This window comes from Peribacillus sp. TH16, assembly GCF_016651095.1.
In the GTDB taxonomy this organism is placed as follows: Bacteria; Bacillota; Bacilli; order Bacillales; family DSM-1321; genus Peribacillus; species Peribacillus butanolivorans.
In genome coordinates this window covers 415,289-432,429 of the sequence record NZ_JAEKEM010000002.1, presented here as the reverse complement: position 1 = coordinate 432,429, position 17,141 = coordinate 415,289, and the positions used below count along the sequence as shown (strand labels likewise).

The window sequence follows — 17,141 nt, the reverse complement described above, 5'->3', positions numbered from 1 at the left end:
TGGACATTAAGCGATCTACTAAAAGTTTTCTCCTTGTATTCATTATCATATAGAGTTTGATATAGATAAGTCTATAATTGTGAGTTTTCTATCTATAAACAAAAAGTTGGAGGATATAAAAATGAGCAATGCAAGATTAGAAAAAAATATAAATTCAAGAGCGTACATCCAGGAAATTAGAGAAAAGATTAGACCGATTGTTGAAAAAGTAATTAAACCAAATGCAGATATGATTGATAGAGAAGGCATGTTTCCACGAGGGAATTTACAGGCCCTAGCAAAAGAAGGCTGGACTTCGGTAACGATTCCTGAGAGATGGGGGGGCTTAAACCTAGGTTATGTAGGTTTGTCCGTTGTGGCAGAAGAAATTGGCAGGGTAGATGCGTCTACAGGTCTTGTATATGCGATGCATGTTGGTGCAGCTCAAGTAATTAATATTTTTGGTAATGATAATCAAAAAGATCGGTGGTTATTGCCTATTCGTGAAGGTGCTATCGGTACTTTTTCAGTAAGTGAAAAAGCTACTGGGGGGCATGTTTGGTATAACTTAAGTCAGGCAGAACGAGACGGTGAAGATTTTATTCTAAATGCTGAGAAGTCATTTACTACAAGTGGAGGACAAGCGGACTTTTATGTCGTTCAAACCCGTACCGCAAATAGTGACGACCCGAGTGATCATAGTTTTTTTATTGTGAATGGTCATGATGAAGGGATAAGAGCAAAACCTTGGAAAGCATTAGGTGTACGCGGAAATCATAGTGGACCACTTACGTTTAAAAATGTGAAAGTAAGCCATCGTGATTTATTGAACGCTGCTAGCGGAGATATATTGAATGGCACCGGTACTGTCCTCGGTTTAAGCGCAGTATGGCTTGGTGTGGCGCAAGGTGCTCTAGATGCCGCGGTAGCACATGTCACAAAAACGATTCATAAAGGTTTCAACAAAAGCCTAGCAGAATATCAAGTAATTCGTCAAAAATTGGCTGAGATTAAAATTCAAATTACAGGACTAAGAGCTTGGCAACTTGATTTAGCTAGACATTATGATGAGTTACTTGAGACCAACCAACCTTTAACTCAACTTAATACTGAGGTAACAGAACTTAAAGTTCAATCCACAGAATTAGCAGATTCTGCAGCTCGGGTTGCAATGGACGTAGCAGGTGGTTTTGGTTACATCGAGGGGGTTTTTGAACGAATTTACCGCGATGCTAGAGGCGGAATCCCGATGGCTCCTTCAAATAATTTGGCCCGCGAACAAATAGGTAGGGAGTTAGTTAATTTACCACTTGAGCTGTGGGGGGATGGAAAATAAATTAAAAAATTAGGTAGAAAGAATATGTATTCTAATAGTAGAAAAATCTGCTATATGGATAGATTTATTTCTTGATGTTTTTAACAACTACTAAATTTGGAATTTAATATTTTGTTTACTGGATAACCAGAGACAGTTTCTAAATACGGAATTCGTCTCTGGTTTTTGTTTATTTTCTTCCCCAAATATGCAAATAGTTTGGCGGATGAATGCTTTATACCAACATAAAACCATTTATTAATGGCCAGATGAACAACATTTGATTTGTAATAATTATCTAAAGAATTGGAGGAGCGATAATGGCAAAAGTCCTTGATCGAGTTTATACAGTGAAAGAAGAAATAGTCAATGTACGAAATAAAATTGAAGCTAAGTCAATTGCTTTTGATTATGACGGTGTAGAAATTCTAAAAAATATAGATCTAACGATTAAAGAAGGGGAATTTGTCGTATTTATGGGTCCTAGTGGTTCTGGAAAAAGTACTCTTCTTCGCTTATTAACAGGGTTAGCTCAACCAAAGAAGGGTGAAATACTTGTCAACGGACATTCAATAGCAAAATCCTTACCAGATAGTGCAGTTGTATTTCAGGATTATTCTTTGTTCCCTTGGCTAACGGCAGAAGAAAATATAATTCTTGCTTTAAAGCAGAAATTAAAAAAATCAAAAACAAAACAGGAATTGGAGCACTTAGCCCAAAGTTATCTTCTATTAGTCCAGTTAGGTCATGCGTTTAAAAAATATCCAGGAGAAATGTCAGGTGGGATGAGGCAGCGTGCAGCAATTGCGAGGGCGCTATCTTTAGGATCAGATTTAATGTTCATGGATGAGCCTTTTGGTGCCTTAGATCCAGTAACAAGAATTCAGCTACAAGATCTGATTCTCCAAGTAAATTATGAACAGCAGCGTACTATCGCATTTGTTACACATGATGCTGAAGAGGCTATTATTTTAGCGGATCGAATTGTGATATTTTCACCTGGACCACCTGGAAGTCTTGTTGAGACTATTAATGTACCTTTTCCTAAGCCAAGAAATCGTAAAAAGTTAATAGAGAGTTTAGAGTTTATTGAATTAAGAAATTATATTTTAGACATTATGAACAAAGGAATCTTTGAAAAATTAGAACAAGGTCATGAAATCCGTTCAGCAGGAGAAGGAATATAAATAATATTAAAAATGATTAGGAGGATGGTTGCGTGAGAAAGCGAAAGTGGTTATTCGGTATTGTGATGTTCTTTGCTTTAACGTTAGTAGCTTGCAATGGTAATGAAGAAAAAGCAACTACGCAAGAGAAAACATATAAATTAAAGGTTGGATATGGTCAATTATATGGAGCTCCTCTAGCAGATATTGCTAGAGCTGAAGGGTTTTTTGAGGATGAAAATTTAGAGGTAGAAATGGTTTCCTTTACTAGTGGGGGATTGGACGCTTTACAAGCTGACAAAATAGATATTGCATTAACATTTGGTACAGCAACACCTTTAAACTATATTGCTCAAGGTGCAGATTTTAAATTTGTTGGAGGTCATATGGAAGGTGGACAGCCGGTTGTCACAAAAAAAGAAAATGCAAGTAAATATAAAACATTAGAAGATTTCAAGGGAAAGAAAATTGCGACTATTCGTTTAGGAACACTTGATGTTGTCTTTAAGTCAGCGCTAGATGATGCTGGAATTGATATTCATAAAGATGTTGAATTTGTAGAAGTAAAAAGTGTGGCAGATGTACTTGAAGCTGTTAATTCTGGAAAAGTAGATGTTGGACTTTCCAATACAGGGCATATGACAAAAACAGAGGCATTAGGATTAACCCCTATTTTTTGGAGTAATGATCTAAGTCCAAATGATCTTTGCTGCCGAGTTACCGTAAGAGGCAATATAACTGGTGATAAGGCAGTTGCTTATAAGAAATTCATGAAAGGGCTAATAAGGGCAGAACGTGTAAAATTAGAAAATCCAAAGAAAAATTTAGAAGCCTCGAAACCTACTTTTAAACAATTACCTGAAGAAAGAGTGAACGAAATAGTTAATGAGAAACATTTAATCAATTCTGCAGACCCAAACAAAAGGGAAGTTATTAACACGTGGAAAAAAATGCAAGATATTGGGTATATTTCAGACGTAGAAACTATTAATCTAGAAAATCACTTCGATCTTTCTATGTATGAAGAAGCATTAGATGAGCTGATTAAAGGGAATCCAAATGATGAATATTATAAACAAGTATTACAAAGATATAATGAGCAAAACTTAGACTTCAAATGATAAGGAGAATATGATGAAAAAGTTTTTTTCTATCTATATATATACAACGATAATTACAATTGCTTTACTCGCCTTATGGTTTTATATAACAAATTTCACGGGATGGTTAAGCCCAATTATCTTCCCATCTCCAGAAATAGTTGTTATGGCATTCTTTAAAGCATTAATTGAACTATTTCAAGGATTTGTAAGTTCTATGAAATTATTAGTCCCAAGTTTTGTGCTAGCTCTAATACTAGGAATTGGCGGGGGACTGTTCTTTGGTCTTCATCCAAAATCAAGGAAAATCTTAACACCATTTTTTAATGCTTTTAGTCCACTGCCTTTAACATTATTTATTCCATATGCTATTGCTTTGTTACCAACATTTGAATTAGCGTCTATTTTCATTCTATTCCTTGCAGCTTTTTGGCCTATTTTTCTAGGCACGATTCAAGGTGTGTTATTGGTTGATAATCATTTTTGGGATAATGCAAAAACAATCGGGTTACAGCAGAAAGATTTGATTTTAAAAGTAATCATTCCAGCAAGTTCGCCATTTATATTAAGTGGTACAGGAACAGCACTTAATTTATCTTTTCTAATTTTAATGACCGCAGAAATGTTTGGAGCTAAATCGGGGATGGGCTACTTTATCCAGTTCTACACTGATTTTACTCAATATGATTATGTTTTAGCTGGATTAATTTTTAATAGTATCGTTATCTTATTGGTTATGTTTACTTTTGAAAAAATCAAAAAACGTATTCTTTTTTGGACAAACTTGAAAAATGAGGCCAATTAAGAGAAAAGAAAAAATACGAAGAGGAAACGAAGAAGACTAAGAAGTTTAGTTAAAAGAATGATGATGAGGTTCTCTCTGCAATTTTAATTTTAATAGATTATAGAAGAGAATTTACTTTTGATGAAGGAGCTATTTTGTGAAATCGATAATATTTATACTATCAATTTTTTTGTTAATAGGATGTTCCGATTCAGGTAATAAACAACAATTAGAGCAACCGAAATCGTTGAAGGTATTATTGGAAAGTAATCCTAAAAAAATTAAGATCAATGAAGCTGTCGCTTTTACTGCAGAAGTGAAATATGGGACCGAAAATGTTAGCAAAGAGGCTGAGGTTCAATTTGAAATTATTGAAAATGGAATATCAATTGGATCAGTCTTTCCTAAAAATAAGGGAGATGGAAAGTATTTGTTAGAAACAAAGTTTTTTGATCAAGGACAGAAAAAAGTGATTGCACATGTTAGCTATAAAACTTTGCATGAAATGCCGGAGCTATCTTTCCAGGTAAGTAATTGAGAGGGGCCAGGTCATTCTAATGAGTAAAGGAAAAAAGCCAGTGAACTTCTTAATAAAAAGTTTAGTGACTGCGATTTTAGTGTTAGGACTTGGTTATACAATTTACACGAATTTAATTATTAAAAAAGAAGCAGTAACTATAGATCAAAGTAATCTTGCTCCTGATTTTACTTTGCAAGATTTAAAGGGTAATGAAGTAAAACTTTCGGATTATCGTGGAAAAGGTGTGATACTTAATTTTTGGGCAACCTATTGTCCACCTTGTGAAAAGGAGATGCCTTATTTGAATAACGTCTATCAAGAATATGAAGATAAGGGAACTGAAATTCTAGCTGTAAATGCGCAAGAACCTAGAATCATAGTCAGTCCATTTGTCTTAGAAAAAAAATTGAGTTTTTCCATTTTACTTGATCGGACTGGGGAAGCTATTGAGCAATATAAGGTTAATAATCTCCCCGTTACATATTTAATTAATGAAGATGGTGAGATTACTCAAACCATTTCTGGAGAACTGACAGAAAAGAAGGTTCGTAGTTATGTAGAAAGCATTATTCCGAATTAATGACTAGAGAGATTGTATTGATGCAAACCAAACACGTGTTTTTATGGCTTGTGAAAAATGAAATTGTAAAAAACGAATAAATAATTTGAATAATTAGATAGTAGTGGATTACAAAAGAGAAAAAGTCTCAGAATTATAGATTTCAAATAAAAAGGGCGTTTTGAAAATATAAAAATGAATTTATTTCATAGAATGGAGACGAATTAACATGACTAAACCCCTATCATTTTCTGCTTTTGTTATGAATACAGCATCTCACATCACTCACGGAATGTGGCGTGATGAAGAAGGTCATCAGTTGAACTTTAACGATGTAGATCTTTGGGTATCTTTGGCTAAGAGGCTTGAGGAGGGTGGTTTTGATGCCATTTTTTTCGCAGACGTAATCGGTTTGTACGGTGACCACCGTGGCGGTTGGAATTTTCATGTTGAAACCGGTTTGCAAATACCCAGTAATGACCCAATAGTATTAATGTCCGCTCTTGCAGTGAATACAAAACATCTAGGATTAGCTTTTACTGCAGCTCCACTGCAGGAACCTCCCTTTAATTTTGCTCGCCGAGTTTCAACGCTCGATCATATCTCTAAGGGGCGTATTGCTTGGAATATGGTTACTAGTTCGTTGGAAAATGCTTTTCGAAACTTTGGTTACGATGAACTTGTCCCACATGATGAGCGATACAAGTGGGCAGATGAATATGTAGATGTATTGTATAAACTTTGGGAAGGTTCATGGGATGAGGGAGCGCTATTACAAGATCGAGAGAGTGGAATTCATGCAGCTCCAGCAAAGGTTCATAAAATAAACCATGTTGGTGAGCGCTATAAAGTCGAAGGTCCGCATCTTGTTTCACCATCACCACAGCGTACGCCAGTGTTGTTTCAAGCAGGATCATCGCCTGCCGGCCGAGACTTTGCTGCTCGAAATGCTGAGGCTGTCTTTATTGTAGCCCCTGATCCTGAAAATGCTCGTAAGCTAATCAATGATACTCGACGTCTAGCTATTCAAAATGGTCGGGATGGCAATGATATTCACTTTTATCAAGGGTTGTCTTTCGTCGTTGGGGAGACCGAAGAAGATGCTCGGCGTAAAGAATTTGAACTAGATAATAAGGTTGATTTCGATATGATGATCGCTCATATGGGAGGGGGTATGGGGGTTGACCTAGGAAACGTTGGGCTTGATACACCGCTTGAAAATATCGAAACTGAGGGAATAAGAAGCACATTCGAATGGTTAAAGCAAAGCACACCAGGACGTACGCCTAATGTTAAAGACATTGCCCAAATGCGTAGTAGAACGACACGTATCGTAGGAACTCCTGAAACAATTGCTGACCAGCTTGAGCTGTGGAGCAATGCAGGCGTCGATGGAATCAATGTAATAAATGCAACCATTCCAGGGTCTTATGAAGAGTTTATCGATCAAGTAATGCCTGTTCTTCGCCAGCGTGGTTTAGCTCGTGCTGAGAACGGTGAACCAGCTACACTTCGTCATAAGCTTTTTGGAGTAAATCGTCTCAGCGAGCGTCACCCTGCTGCACGATATAGAGGTGCTTTTGCCTCTAAAGAAGGTATTCAACAGTAATTAAGTTGTTTTCAGATGACACTAGTGCTCAACCGGATGACGCATAAATAAATAGACAATTTTAATTTATAGTCTGAAAAAGGTATGAGGGCAATCACCTCATACCTTTTTTGATTTTATTGCAATTGTTATAATGCTGTTTTTTTTGGATCCTATTTATACATATAAACAAAATTAAATGTGAACATTGTCATGATTTTAATAAGGGGGCAAAAAAAACTTGAGTAAGTAGGCGATGAAACCGTACATTGATACGCCATTTTTCACTCCAAAATCAAAGCAGATATATAAATATTGAACCTGCTGTTAATCAAATTTGCTTATTTTACTAGTAATAAAAAGATAAACAGCAATGCCTCCAAAACTAATAAGTGTACCTACTATTAATTGGGAGTCACCATGAAGTGCAAATTGACTTAGCAAATAATCCGGTAATGTTAAAAGTGCTAAAATAATAATGACGACCCATGATCTAGCCCACCACGAGATTGCAATAAGAAAAACAAAAGTAATAATTGCTGTAATATTCGTCCACGTAGTCCCAAATTGAATCACAGGTGTTTCAATATTTCTATTAAAGAAAAACAAGCCAATATACAGACCAAGCGGAAGCATCCCAAGTACATAATAAATTGCAAATTCTATTCCTCTAGAAATATTATTTGCAGAAACATACTTAAACGCACTAAAGATGCCCAATATGAAAATCGCAGCAATACATACATGACCGATTAATTCCAATAGTGAATAGGAAAGGTTTCCTTTGATTAAATCATTGATAATTGTGAAAGAAAAAGCACCAAAAATGATAATGACGATATATTTAAACCAAGATCGGTAATCAGTAGTCATCTCGTTTGATATCTGATCCATGTATTCTTTAGGTGATTGGCCAATAATGTTGTCGATTGACTTCCCTTTTTTCTCTGCTTCCATAAGATGAACCTCTAATTCTTCCACAATACTTTCAATTCCATCTGAATTCTTTCCACTGGAAAATAAATAAACTCGAAGATCCTCTAAGAAAGATTTGCTTTTAGAAGATAGATTTACAGCAGTACTTTTCAACTCTTCATCCCCTTTTTGGATTATTTAAACTAATCATTTTTTGCTTCATGGTTTAAAACCCGATTGACATTGCCCTTCAAATATTCCCATCGTTCCATAAAGTTTATTAATTCCTGTTCTCCTTTTCGGGTCAGGGAATAATATTTTCTTTTAGGCCCAGCAGTTGATTTTTTTAATGTAGATGTTACCAGTTCTTCTTTTTGCATACGCATCAATAAAGGGTAAATGGTTCCCTCACTAAATGAATTAAATCCATATCCCTCTAATTTTTCAGCTAACTCATATCCATATACTTCTTTATCTTTGATGATTGCCAATAAACACCCGTCCAATATCCCTTTCATCATCTGTGTAGTGGTCAAATGAATGTCACCTCTTTCCATGTCTTGCAATACAAGGTATATAATTATTATGAAGATGAATGCCTTGTAATGCAAGATAATATTTAATTATTTTTATGTAAATTGCGGAGAGTTTCTAAATTACTTACACGCTAAGGGTTATTTTATAAGTGGTTTATAAGGTAGTATCGAAACGACCATTAAGGGATACTCAACAATGATATTGTCGTCTGATATAACCAAAATTTTTTTGAAAAATAATTAATTATCCGCATTGTACTCATTAAGAAACAGGATTACCTGAAAGTGATTCACTAGGTACGTAAATATTAGATGTGAGGGGATCTTGAGTATTGAAGTTAATTGAAGTTTCTTAATCCCCGAATTCGAAAGATATAAATAGTACTAAGAAATCTTTTTACACTAGAACCGTGTTTTCTTAATATTCCATATAAGTGTATCAACACCTTTAGAGAAATGAAAAATCGGTTTGACTTCAGTAAGGTCAAAATTAAAGGGAGTAAAAAGTGTATTCCTACATATCTCTGCCTCTACTGTTTGTAACGGCCAAGGACAATGGTGTATTTCTCCGCAATAGATATTGCCTCCATTATCCGTACTATACAAGCAATATCGCTCTGTGAGCCAATGGTCTAAAGTTCCTTTTTTAGGAAAAAAAACTTCTGGTAAAGGAGTGTATTTTACATTAAATCTAATTGGAGTATTTTTTTTTCCTTTACGAATACTTTGACAATGAAAGGTTTGTCCTTTTTTTTCAAAAGAAATTTGTGCAGAATAATAGGGCAAACGAAACCATTTCTTGGCTATTGTATAGGAGGCCCAGTCCTCGACGTCAAGAGACATGAAAAAGATACCGGGTTTACCATCACATTGAACATATGTTCTTACATTGATTTCTGAAAATTTAGGGGTTAGTGATACAGATGACAATCCACGAGGATAAATTCCCTCCATAACGAAAAGAATAACTCCCAACCAGGCATATCCATCAAAGGTGTTAATTTCTAAATGTGGAGGAATATGTGGTCTCAGTGTTTCAGCTGGAATAGGCCAATGGGAAAACAAGAGATTTCTCCAAGGTTGTCGCATAATCCATTTTTTTGAAGGTATTGGCCACGGACGGTGAGCGTTATCATCTAGTAAGTTCATGAAAAGTATCTCCTTTATCTTTATATTAACTTAGCTTAGGGGACAAAAAATTCAGAAAATCATTTGGTGTAGCTTTTAAAACTACAGGTATTTTTCAATTGCTCGTGACTTACCCCTATAAAGCGGTGAGTGATATCTTTATAACACAATTTACCTTTTTTCGGAAATAACAACAATATTGAACCGTTTAATTAATTTGATTGTGGAGTAGTGAATATGTCGAACATTCTATCCTATTTATCTTTTGTTATGATTGCAATAATATTTGTCCTATTTTTATTAATGCTAGTTGGTTGGCGTTGGATTATGAAACGTATAGTTAAGAAGATGGGAAAAATCATTTTAACCGACAGCTATCAAGAAAATATTATGGAGTTGATGCCAGGCCTAAGGCATATGGGCGTTCAAAATATGCTTGAAAATAGCTTGCGTGCAGAAACAGGCGACGTACTGCATCGCCCGCTTGGCTCTTCAAAAAAATGGCCACATTTGGATCCAATTACCTTTATCCCTGCACAAACGACACCGTTTCCTATTGATGGTGAAGAAGACGTTGATGTCAAGGTAACCATTGGACCAAAAGCAAAAAAACCAATGAAAATAAAAATTCCTCTTATGATAACAGGGATGGCCTATGGTATCGCACTTAGTGAACAAACGAGGCTTTCTTTGGCGGAAGCAGCAAAAAATGTAGGAACCGCGATTAATTCCGGAGAAGGCGGAGTAATACCTGAAGAATTAGATAAAGCAGGAAAATATATTTTACAATTTTCAAAAACAGAATGGTCAAAGGAAGAAGATCTTATTAAGCGTGCCGACATGATTGAAATTAAGTTCGGACAAGGAGCCTTATTTGGGATGGGTGGGAAAATTTCACCCAAAAATTTAACAGGTCGGGCTCGTGAAGTGATGGGGCTTAAAGAAAATGAGGATGGAGTCATTTTTGAACATTTTTTTGAAAATCAAACATTGAAAGATATTAAAAAACTTGTTAACGAACTTCGGAGTATAACTGGTGGTGTTCCCATTGGTGTAAAAATGGGGGCAGGGGGGAAAATTGAAGAAGATATAGATCATTTAATTGAACTTGGTGTTGATTTCATAACGATTGACGGCGGCCAAGCAGCCACACATGGTGCACCACCGATTTTATCCGATGACATGGGAATACCGACATTGCATGCAGTTGTCCGGGCTGTTAATCATTTAGAAAAGAGAAAAATGAAGGGACAAACTAGTTTAATTGTCTCAGGAGGGCTATTAGTACCTGGGCACTTTTTAAAAGTACTTGCCCTCGGTGCTGATGCTGTTTATGTAGGATCTGCTATATTATTTGCTGTCTCCCATAATCAAGCATTGAAGGCTCTTCCCTTTGAACCACCTACACAAGTTGTTTGGAATCAAGGTAAATTCAAGGATCAATTTAAGATAGAAGATGGAGTAAAAGCAGCAGAGAAATTCTTTACAGCAAGTATAGAAGAAATGAAAATCGCTTTAAGAGCGATGGGGAAACGCTCTTTAAAAGAGTTGTCAAAAAAAGATTTAGTTTCCTATGATGAATTGACTGCTAAAATGGTTGGAATTCCATTTTCATTTGAACCTTGGGAAGACAAACAAGAGAAATAAGTGAATACGTGCCTACGTACCTATTAGCAAATTTACGAAAAATAGCAACAGAATTATTTATACCAACTTGTTTCATAAGCTTTTTGGGCAGAGGGATCCAGAGATGCTAAGTTTATTATTCCTTTGGCAAATCCAAATACCTTTGTAAATCATAAGGCTTTAAAAAGCATAGTTCTTAAAAAAGAGTTTGTTTAGTCATCAATTATTCCACCTTTACCTTGTCCATATTTTTAAATGCATGATAAAGATAAATCTATGTTGGTTATTATAATGGAACACCAAAAGCTGCCGAGGAGGCAGCTTTTTTTTCTTTCCGATTCTTATTAAGTAATTGTAAGCGGTGATATATCTACCTCATCTCACTAATAGGTTTTTGATTAACTAAACTAAAATATCAAATTAGACTAAGGTTTATAGCAAAAGCTTGTCTTCATTCATAGGATAAAGAAAGGCTGAAATCAATGTTATTGGATTCAGCTTTCCCAAACGGGTTTTAAGTGTGGTTTCCCTTATTTGTCATGACAAAAAAAGGCGATGCTTCCGCCCGTTTTAGGGTTAATATGAAGGGAGAGGCTAGAATTGCCAAATGTTCAGTTAGTACCCTTCCAAGTAGAAGGAATAACAGAAATCACTTCGGAAGTTCCAAGAGGTATTAAAATGATTCGTGCACGCTCTATTTGGAGAGAAGGGTTTAAGGGTGAGAACATAGTAGTAGCCGTAATCGATTCAGGATGCCAACCAGATCACCCTGATTTAATTGGTCAAATTATTGGAGGATATAATTTCACGGAAGATTATTATGGTGATCCTTTCAACTTTGCCGATAATAACGGACATGGGACTCATGTCAGCGGAACCATTGCAGCAGCAGAAAATGGTTTTGGAGTTGTAGGTGCAGCACCTAAAGCGAAGTTGCTGGTACTTAAGGTTTTAAATGGATCAGGAGAAGGAACAACAGAAAGCATTACTTCAGCTATTAATTACGCTATCAATTGGACAGGCCCTAAAGGTGAAAAAGTACGGGTTATCTCTATGTCATTAGGGGGACCGGATGATGACCCGGCCTTACATTCGTCGATTATAAACGCCGTTCAATCTAATATAATGGTCGTGTGTGCCGCGGGTAATGAAGGCGATGGTATTGCCGAAACAAACGAGTACAGTTATCCAGCTGCATACCAGGAAGTTGTGGCAGTAGGCTCAGTTAACCTGCGTGAACGTATATCTAGATTTAGTAATTCTAATGGTGAAGTGGATTTAGTGGCCCCAGGGGAGAAAATTGTATCAACCTTTCCTGGTAACCAATTTGCCGTCTTATCAGGTACATCCATGGCTGTACCACATGTGTCAGGGGCTGTTGCGCTTTTGATAAATAAATTTGAAACAAAACTTGGCCGTAAATTAACAGAGGTAGAAGAATTTAATGAACTCTTAAATAATACAGTTTCGCTGGGCAAATCAAAGACTCAAGAAGGGCATGGAATGCTGAAACTAAATCACCAGAAATTAGAAAATATAAAAAAGGCTTTAAGGGAGTTTAGGTAACCTTACAGATAGAGAAAAGGTAAGTATATGATCCTAATTTCATGTATATTGGGTTAGAAACTCAAATAAAAAGAGATACAAACCAACCCTCTGAGAGTAACTAAGGGTTTTTTTTATGTAAATTTTTTGCTTATTGAACTACCATGAATATAAAACTCTAGGTGTTACAAGTGGTTTAGAACTATTATTAAACCTAAAAAGCTACTTCAAAGATTGAACTCTGAAGTAGCTCCTACTTTATAACTTTCTATACTTCTCTGGTACTCTGGAATCGAATATAGGGACTTCTTTTCTTATTTGCGGTACTTTCTCTAAATTTAAAGTTGCTTTTAATTCACCAACTTCTTGATCTAATTTTTGAACAATGTCTCCCCATGGATCTACAATTTGTGAGCAACCTGCGAATTCCACTCCTAACTTTGTTCCCGTTACATTTGATGCAACAACATACATTTGGTTCTCAATTGCGCGTGCACGAAGTAAAGTATTCCAATGTGTCTCCCTTGCGAGTGGCCATTCTGCTACGATATGTAATACTTGAATACCTTGTAATGCTAAGTCACGAATAATTTCAGGGAATCGTAAATCGTAACAAATAATAATCCCCATTTTCACCCCTTCAAGTTCAAATACTTCCACTTGATTATGACCGCCTGTTAAAAACTTGGGTTCATCTAACATCGGAACAAGGTGCATCTTGTCATATGTATGAACAATCTCACCCATTCGATTTACAATAACTGCACGATTAAAGATATCTTTACCTTCTAGTACGGCAATCGAGCCACCCACCAAGTTTACATTAAACTTCTTAGCCAGTGATTGTAAAAATTCAATTGATTGATTACCATCCTCTTTGCAGATTTCTTTCAATTCTTCTAACGCATAACCCGTAGACCACATTTCAGGAAGTACTACAACATCCAAATCATCACTGTAGTTAGCTTCTAACCAGCGTTCAATGATTTTCCTATTCACTTCAGGATTTCCAACTACTAAATCCATTTGAAATACTAGATAATTCACATTGGTCACTCCTCTTAATTGTATTTAGTTTAGTAATGAAGTATCTGGTTTCACAAACAACCATAAGATAGCTGCAATAAACACAGGGATTATAGTTACTCCTAATGTGATATTCCACCCAAAGTTTTCTGCTAACCAACCATATAATAACGGTGATACAAATGCTCCTAGATTTCCCCACAAGTTCATCCAACCTGATATGGAACACTCTAACTTTAGCGGTTTCGACAAGTTCTCTGTCTTCAAGTATATATTCTTTTTCTTGTTCATTCACTAACTATTAGTACAAACATGAAAATTCAGTCAATTTAAAGTGATAAGATTGTTATACATATCCTTCTTTACATTTATTAAGCAGTTAAAATATATCTTGATCAATTTATGATGCAGTTTCTCTCTTTTGTAGGCTAAGGGTTGGTTCGTATTATAATGTTAGAACGTTTTACTTAATGAGCTTTTTAAACCGGTATCCATATCAAATATAGAGGAAATATACATTTTTGATCATCACTTTGAAGACCATACTTTTAAGATTTTGTTAAGTCACTTATATTAAAAGATGAAGAAAAGAATGTAAAAATATATGTTGCGTAAAAGGGAAATAAAGGGAGATGGAGGGATATGGCGTTTACATGCACTGAATGAAGACCAATCGTTTAGAAGCCCGATTATCAGTAAATATAGGTCCAGAGCAGCTTTGCATGTTTTCTCATTCAATGATAGGATGTGTACGATATTAAATATAGAAAGGATTGATTCTTCATTAATTTTCTCGATTTAACGTACACGTTGGCAATGGAAAAAGCTATGTTTCGGGCTCATGGGATCGGTTATGCACAATATGCTCAAAAACTGGAGCAACGTATAAAGGTTGAACAAGAACGGGAACAAGATTATTTACAAAGCAGACGTATATTAGAGGTAATGAGAGCCAATCTTTTTATGAAATGAATAGGTTTATATACAAACTCAGTTTGCAAATAGAATATAAAAACTCATAAACAAAAGAGAGAGTAATCGTAAGATTGCTAAGATTGCTCTTTTTTGTCTTGTACTAAATAGATTTTGGATAACTTTTCCTAAAGCATAGACCATTGTTGATAAGTACAACTTCGTTCAAAAAGTGACTAAAGCATTGGATAAGAACGAAAGAAATCTCCGGGATTAAAGAAAGCTCATTTTATCCTCTTTAAAGGCTATTTAAATCTAAAGGGAAAACACAGGGATAGAGATATTAAATTACAAAGCGAAGATTTGAGTAATCTGTTGTATCTTTATAGGTTTTCACCACAAAGAAAGGTAAGGATATCGTATCCTTACCTTTTAATGGCTAAGCTCCTAATATTGTCTATATACATATGGATCCTTAGGTTCAACGGTTTTATTATATGATGATACTTTGAGTATCGGAATGGTCTTCTTAAATGGCTGATAATAAATGGTTTCTAATTCTCCTGTCACGGAATACCACTCATCATTTTTATGATTCATCCCTTCCGGAAATTCGATTAACATACCGAATGCCCCAGAATCTGCGACACAGTGAATGATACCGAAACGAAACAGAAATACTTGGTTTTTGGCTACATTCTCTGAATTGTAGGAAAATCCGGTTAACGTAATTTGTTTACCGGTGAACTTTCCAGGAGAGTAATAGATGGCTTCTAAATCGGTAAGGTAGTTTTCGTCGGTTAAATGAAGACTATTATGTTCGACTAAGTTTTGGAGCGACTGGTCCATTAAAGTTAAATAGTCATCCTTACCATAATAAAGACTCGTATCAGGCTGCAGAAATTGATGCTGACTATATTCATCTGTGTCATCGTATACTGGGAAATGAAATCCTTTTTTTTCTACGATATTTGAATCCATTGTGGCAACAGGCAGAAAAAGGCCGGTGAAAATGGGAATCAAAAATAGCGAGTAAGTAAGGATTTTTTTCCATACCTTGTTTTCATGAGAGTGATCATGTCCTCGATGACACTCTTCACACTCTTCTTGATCTCCTTCTTTTAAATAAAGGTAAGAGCCCATTAACGTAAAAATAGCAAGTATATAGATAGCAATCTGTGAAACATAAGAGTACTCCATATTAATATATTTCGATATATTCCCTGAGGCGTGTAAATGCATAAATAAAAAAGTAAGTCCAAGTAATATAAATAAACGAACCATATATAACACCCTCTTTAAGAAATAAACAATAAAGTTAAGCCAAGTACGGAAATAAAAATATAGGCCATCAAGCATAAAACAAATTTTGTTTTAAACGTACCTAAAAGCATTATCGTATTTTTGATATCGAACATGGCCCCAAATACAAGAAAAGCAACTAGAGAAGAGGTCGAAAAGGTACTTCTAAAAGAACTTGCAACAAAGGCGTCTGCTTGAGAACACAAGGACATGACATAAGACAAAGCCATCATTACTACATTCCCAGATAGATTTCCTTGACCAATTTCAAGCAATAGGGATGTTTTCAAAAAGGTTTGAATGGCAGCTGCCAGAAGTGCGCCAATAATTAAATATTTTCCTACAGAAAAGAACTCTTCAATCGAGTGTCTAAACATTCCTTTTACTTTGTCTTTAAATGTATGAGAATGGTGATGTGTATGTCCTATATGATCATGTTTCAGTTGATTAGTTTTAAATTGAAAGGATAGGATGAATGCAATAATAATGACGACCAAAAATGCAATTCCGCCACGATAGAAAACCATACTCCAACTATTCCCAAACGCAATATAAGTGGAAAACAGAACAATTGGATTAAGAATAGGTGCAGAAAGCATAAAGGCAATGGCCGCTGAAAGAGGAACACCTTTAGCAATTAAGCGGCGGGTAATCGGGACAATTCCACACTCGCATGCAAGAAATAAGACTCCTGCACCTATTGCGTATAAGACAGACAAGACTGGGTTTTTCGGTATAATCTTTGCAATCATCTCTTCAGACACAAACATTTGGATTATTCCAGATATAAGGACTCCCAATAGGATGAAGGGAAGGGATTCAATTAGGATGCTAATAAAAATGGTATTCATTTGCAAAAGTGCCTGATAGTTCATCATAAACCACCTTCCATAAAGCTGACTTATCCATATTAGTTTTGTTATACAGGGAAGTCAATTTTTTATTTCTGGAATAATAGTCTAGAAGTCGATTGAGTAAGAGAATATAGATAAAGTAGGAATATTTACGGAATGTATCCAGGTTTAAAAGGAAGGTTAACAGGTATACGAGAGAAGCAACTTTTTACCGCTGGAATGGTCAAAGTGGTATTTTTTATACCAAAGCATGATTTTGCAAAGTTCTGTAAACATTAGGATCAGT

At 35.5% G+C, this 17,141-nt stretch carries 17 protein-coding genes; 10 read left to right on the top strand and 7 right to left on the bottom strand.

The features are described from left to right. Positions 1-121: 121 nt before the first annotated feature. The 7 genes from JFV29_RS02055 to JFV29_RS02025 all read left to right on the top strand — a co-directional run bounded on the left by JFV29_RS02055 (position 122) and on the right by JFV29_RS02025 (position 7,032). The gene (locus JFV29_RS02055; protein WP_201180942.1) at positions 122-1,315 is read left to right on the top strand and encodes an acyl-CoA dehydrogenase family protein; all 1,194 of its coding nucleotides are present in this window, start codon (positions 122-124) and stop codon (positions 1,313-1,315) included. 329 nt (positions 1,316-1,644) lie between these two features. Continuing rightward, positions 1,645-2,481: an ABC transporter ATP-binding protein gene (locus tag JFV29_RS02050; RefSeq protein WP_342366483.1), complete on the top strand. Its 837-nt coding sequence runs from the start codon at positions 1,645-1,647 to the stop codon at positions 2,479-2,481. Between the two features lie 32 nt (positions 2,482-2,513). After that, a complete protein-coding gene (locus tag JFV29_RS02045) occupies positions 2,514-3,581 on the top strand; it encodes an ABC transporter substrate-binding protein (protein ID WP_201180939.1) in 1,068 nt (355 codons plus the stop codon). Between the two features lie 13 nt (positions 3,582-3,594). Then, positions 3,595-4,365: an ABC transporter permease gene (locus tag JFV29_RS02040; RefSeq protein ID WP_053345668.1), complete on the top strand. Its 771-nt coding sequence runs from the start codon at positions 3,595-3,597 to the stop codon at positions 4,363-4,365. 136 nt (positions 4,366-4,501) lie between these two features. Further along, positions 4,502-4,882: a hypothetical protein gene (locus JFV29_RS02035; RefSeq protein ID WP_201180937.1), complete on the top strand. Its 381-nt coding sequence runs from the start codon at positions 4,502-4,504 to the stop codon at positions 4,880-4,882. Between the two features lie 19 nt (positions 4,883-4,901). Next, entirely contained in the window at positions 4,902-5,444 is a 543-nt protein-coding gene (gene resA / locus JFV29_RS02030) for a thiol-disulfide oxidoreductase ResA (protein ID WP_201180936.1), read from the top strand. A gap of 208 nt (positions 5,445-5,652) precedes the next feature. Next, entirely contained in the window at positions 5,653-7,032 is a 1,380-nt protein-coding gene (locus JFV29_RS02025; RefSeq protein ID WP_201180935.1) for an LLM class flavin-dependent oxidoreductase, read from the top strand. Between the two features lie 306 nt (positions 7,033-7,338). On the opposite strand, the gene JFV29_RS02020 is transcribed toward JFV29_RS02025, so the two are convergent. The 3 genes from JFV29_RS02020 to JFV29_RS02010 all read right to left on the bottom strand — a co-directional run bounded on the left by JFV29_RS02020 (position 7,339) and on the right by JFV29_RS02010 (position 9,611). Then, positions 7,339-8,100, bottom strand: a complete 762-nt coding sequence (locus JFV29_RS02020; RefSeq protein WP_201180934.1) for an HAAS domain-containing protein — start codon at positions 8,098-8,100, stop codon at positions 7,339-7,341. Between the two features lie 29 nt (positions 8,101-8,129). Further along, the gene (locus JFV29_RS02015; protein ID WP_053348043.1) at positions 8,130-8,483 is read right to left on the bottom strand and encodes a PadR family transcriptional regulator; all 354 of its coding nucleotides are present in this window, start codon (positions 8,481-8,483) and stop codon (positions 8,130-8,132) included. 381 nt (positions 8,484-8,864) lie between these two features. Then, on the bottom strand, positions 8,865-9,611 hold the full coding sequence (locus JFV29_RS02010; protein WP_201180933.1) for a YqjF family protein: 747 nt from the start codon (positions 9,609-9,611) through the stop codon (positions 8,865-8,867). A 216-nt stretch (positions 9,612-9,827) separates the two neighbouring features. Between JFV29_RS02010 and JFV29_RS02005 the strand changes: the two genes are divergently transcribed. After that, positions 9,828-11,237, top strand: coding sequence for an FMN-binding glutamate synthase family protein (locus JFV29_RS02005; protein ID WP_201180932.1), 1,410 nt, complete (start codon positions 9,828-9,830; stop codon positions 11,235-11,237). A 579-nt stretch (positions 11,238-11,816) separates the two neighbouring features. Next, positions 11,817-12,782 (top strand): S8 family peptidase, encoded by a 966-nt coding sequence (locus tag JFV29_RS02000; RefSeq protein WP_242486776.1) that lies wholly within the window; start codon positions 11,817-11,819, stop codon positions 12,780-12,782. A 237-nt stretch (positions 12,783-13,019) separates the two neighbouring features. Here JFV29_RS02000 and JFV29_RS01995 read toward each other — a convergent pair whose 3' ends face one another. Both JFV29_RS01995 and JFV29_RS01990 read right to left on the bottom strand, forming a co-directional pair. Beyond that, positions 13,020-13,808 (bottom strand): nitrilase-related carbon-nitrogen hydrolase, encoded by a 789-nt coding sequence (locus JFV29_RS01995; protein WP_201180931.1) that lies wholly within the window; start codon positions 13,806-13,808, stop codon positions 13,020-13,022. A 24-nt stretch (positions 13,809-13,832) separates the two neighbouring features. Beyond that, the gene (locus JFV29_RS01990; RefSeq protein ID WP_201180930.1) at positions 13,833-14,078 is read right to left on the bottom strand and encodes a hypothetical protein; all 246 of its coding nucleotides are present in this window, start codon (positions 14,076-14,078) and stop codon (positions 13,833-13,835) included. Between the two features lie 519 nt (positions 14,079-14,597). On the opposite strand from JFV29_RS01990, the gene JFV29_RS01985 reads away from it, so the two are divergent. Beyond that, complete coding sequence (locus JFV29_RS01985) at positions 14,598-14,759, top strand: hypothetical protein (RefSeq protein ID WP_157444477.1); 162 nt, start codon at positions 14,598-14,600, stop codon at positions 14,757-14,759. 387 nt (positions 14,760-15,146) lie between these two features. Here JFV29_RS01985 and JFV29_RS01980 read toward each other — a convergent pair whose 3' ends face one another. Together JFV29_RS01980 and JFV29_RS01975 are read right to left on the bottom strand one after the other, a co-directional pair. Further along, a complete protein-coding gene (locus JFV29_RS01980; RefSeq protein ID WP_201180929.1) occupies positions 15,147-15,983 on the bottom strand; it encodes a TIGR03943 family putative permease subunit in 837 nt (278 codons plus the stop codon). Between the two features lie 14 nt (positions 15,984-15,997). Further along, positions 15,998-16,879: a permease gene (locus tag JFV29_RS01975; protein ID WP_446728150.1), complete on the bottom strand. Its 882-nt coding sequence runs from the start codon at positions 16,877-16,879 to the stop codon at positions 15,998-16,000. Between the last annotated feature and the right edge of the window lie 262 nt (positions 16,880-17,141).

Excerpts from the sequence above, each read along its gene's own strand:
- JFV29_RS02055 (WP_201180942.1), top strand. The coding sequence starts at position 122 with ATGAGCAATGCAAGATTAGAAAAAAATATAAATTCAAGAGCGTACATC.
- JFV29_RS02040 (WP_053345668.1), top strand. The coding sequence starts at position 3,595 with ATGAAAAAGTTTTTTTCTATCTATATATATACAACGATAATTACAATT.
- resA (WP_201180936.1), top strand. The coding sequence starts at position 4,902 with ATGAGTAAAGGAAAAAAGCCAGTGAACTTCTTAATAAAAAGTTTAGTG.
- JFV29_RS02025 (WP_201180935.1), top strand. The coding sequence starts at position 5,653 with ATGACTAAACCCCTATCATTTTCTGCTTTTGTTATGAATACAGCATCT.
- JFV29_RS02015 (WP_053348043.1), bottom strand. The coding sequence starts at position 8,483 with ATGGAAAGAGGTGACATTCATTTGACCACTACACAGATGATGAAAGGG.
- JFV29_RS02010 (WP_201180933.1), bottom strand. The coding sequence starts at position 9,611 with ATGAACTTACTAGATGATAACGCTCACCGTCCGTGGCCAATACCTTCA.
- JFV29_RS02005 (WP_201180932.1), top strand. The coding sequence starts at position 9,828 with ATGTCGAACATTCTATCCTATTTATCTTTTGTTATGATTGCAATAATA.
- JFV29_RS01990 (WP_201180930.1), bottom strand. The coding sequence starts at position 14,078 with ATGAACAAGAAAAAGAATATATACTTGAAGACAGAGAACTTGTCGAAA.
- JFV29_RS01980 (WP_201180929.1), bottom strand. The coding sequence starts at position 15,983 with ATGGTTCGTTTATTTATATTACTTGGACTTACTTTTTTATTTATGCAT.
- JFV29_RS01975 (WP_446728150.1), bottom strand. The coding sequence starts at position 16,879 with ATGATGAACTATCAGGCACTTTTGCAAATGAATACCATTTTTATTAGC.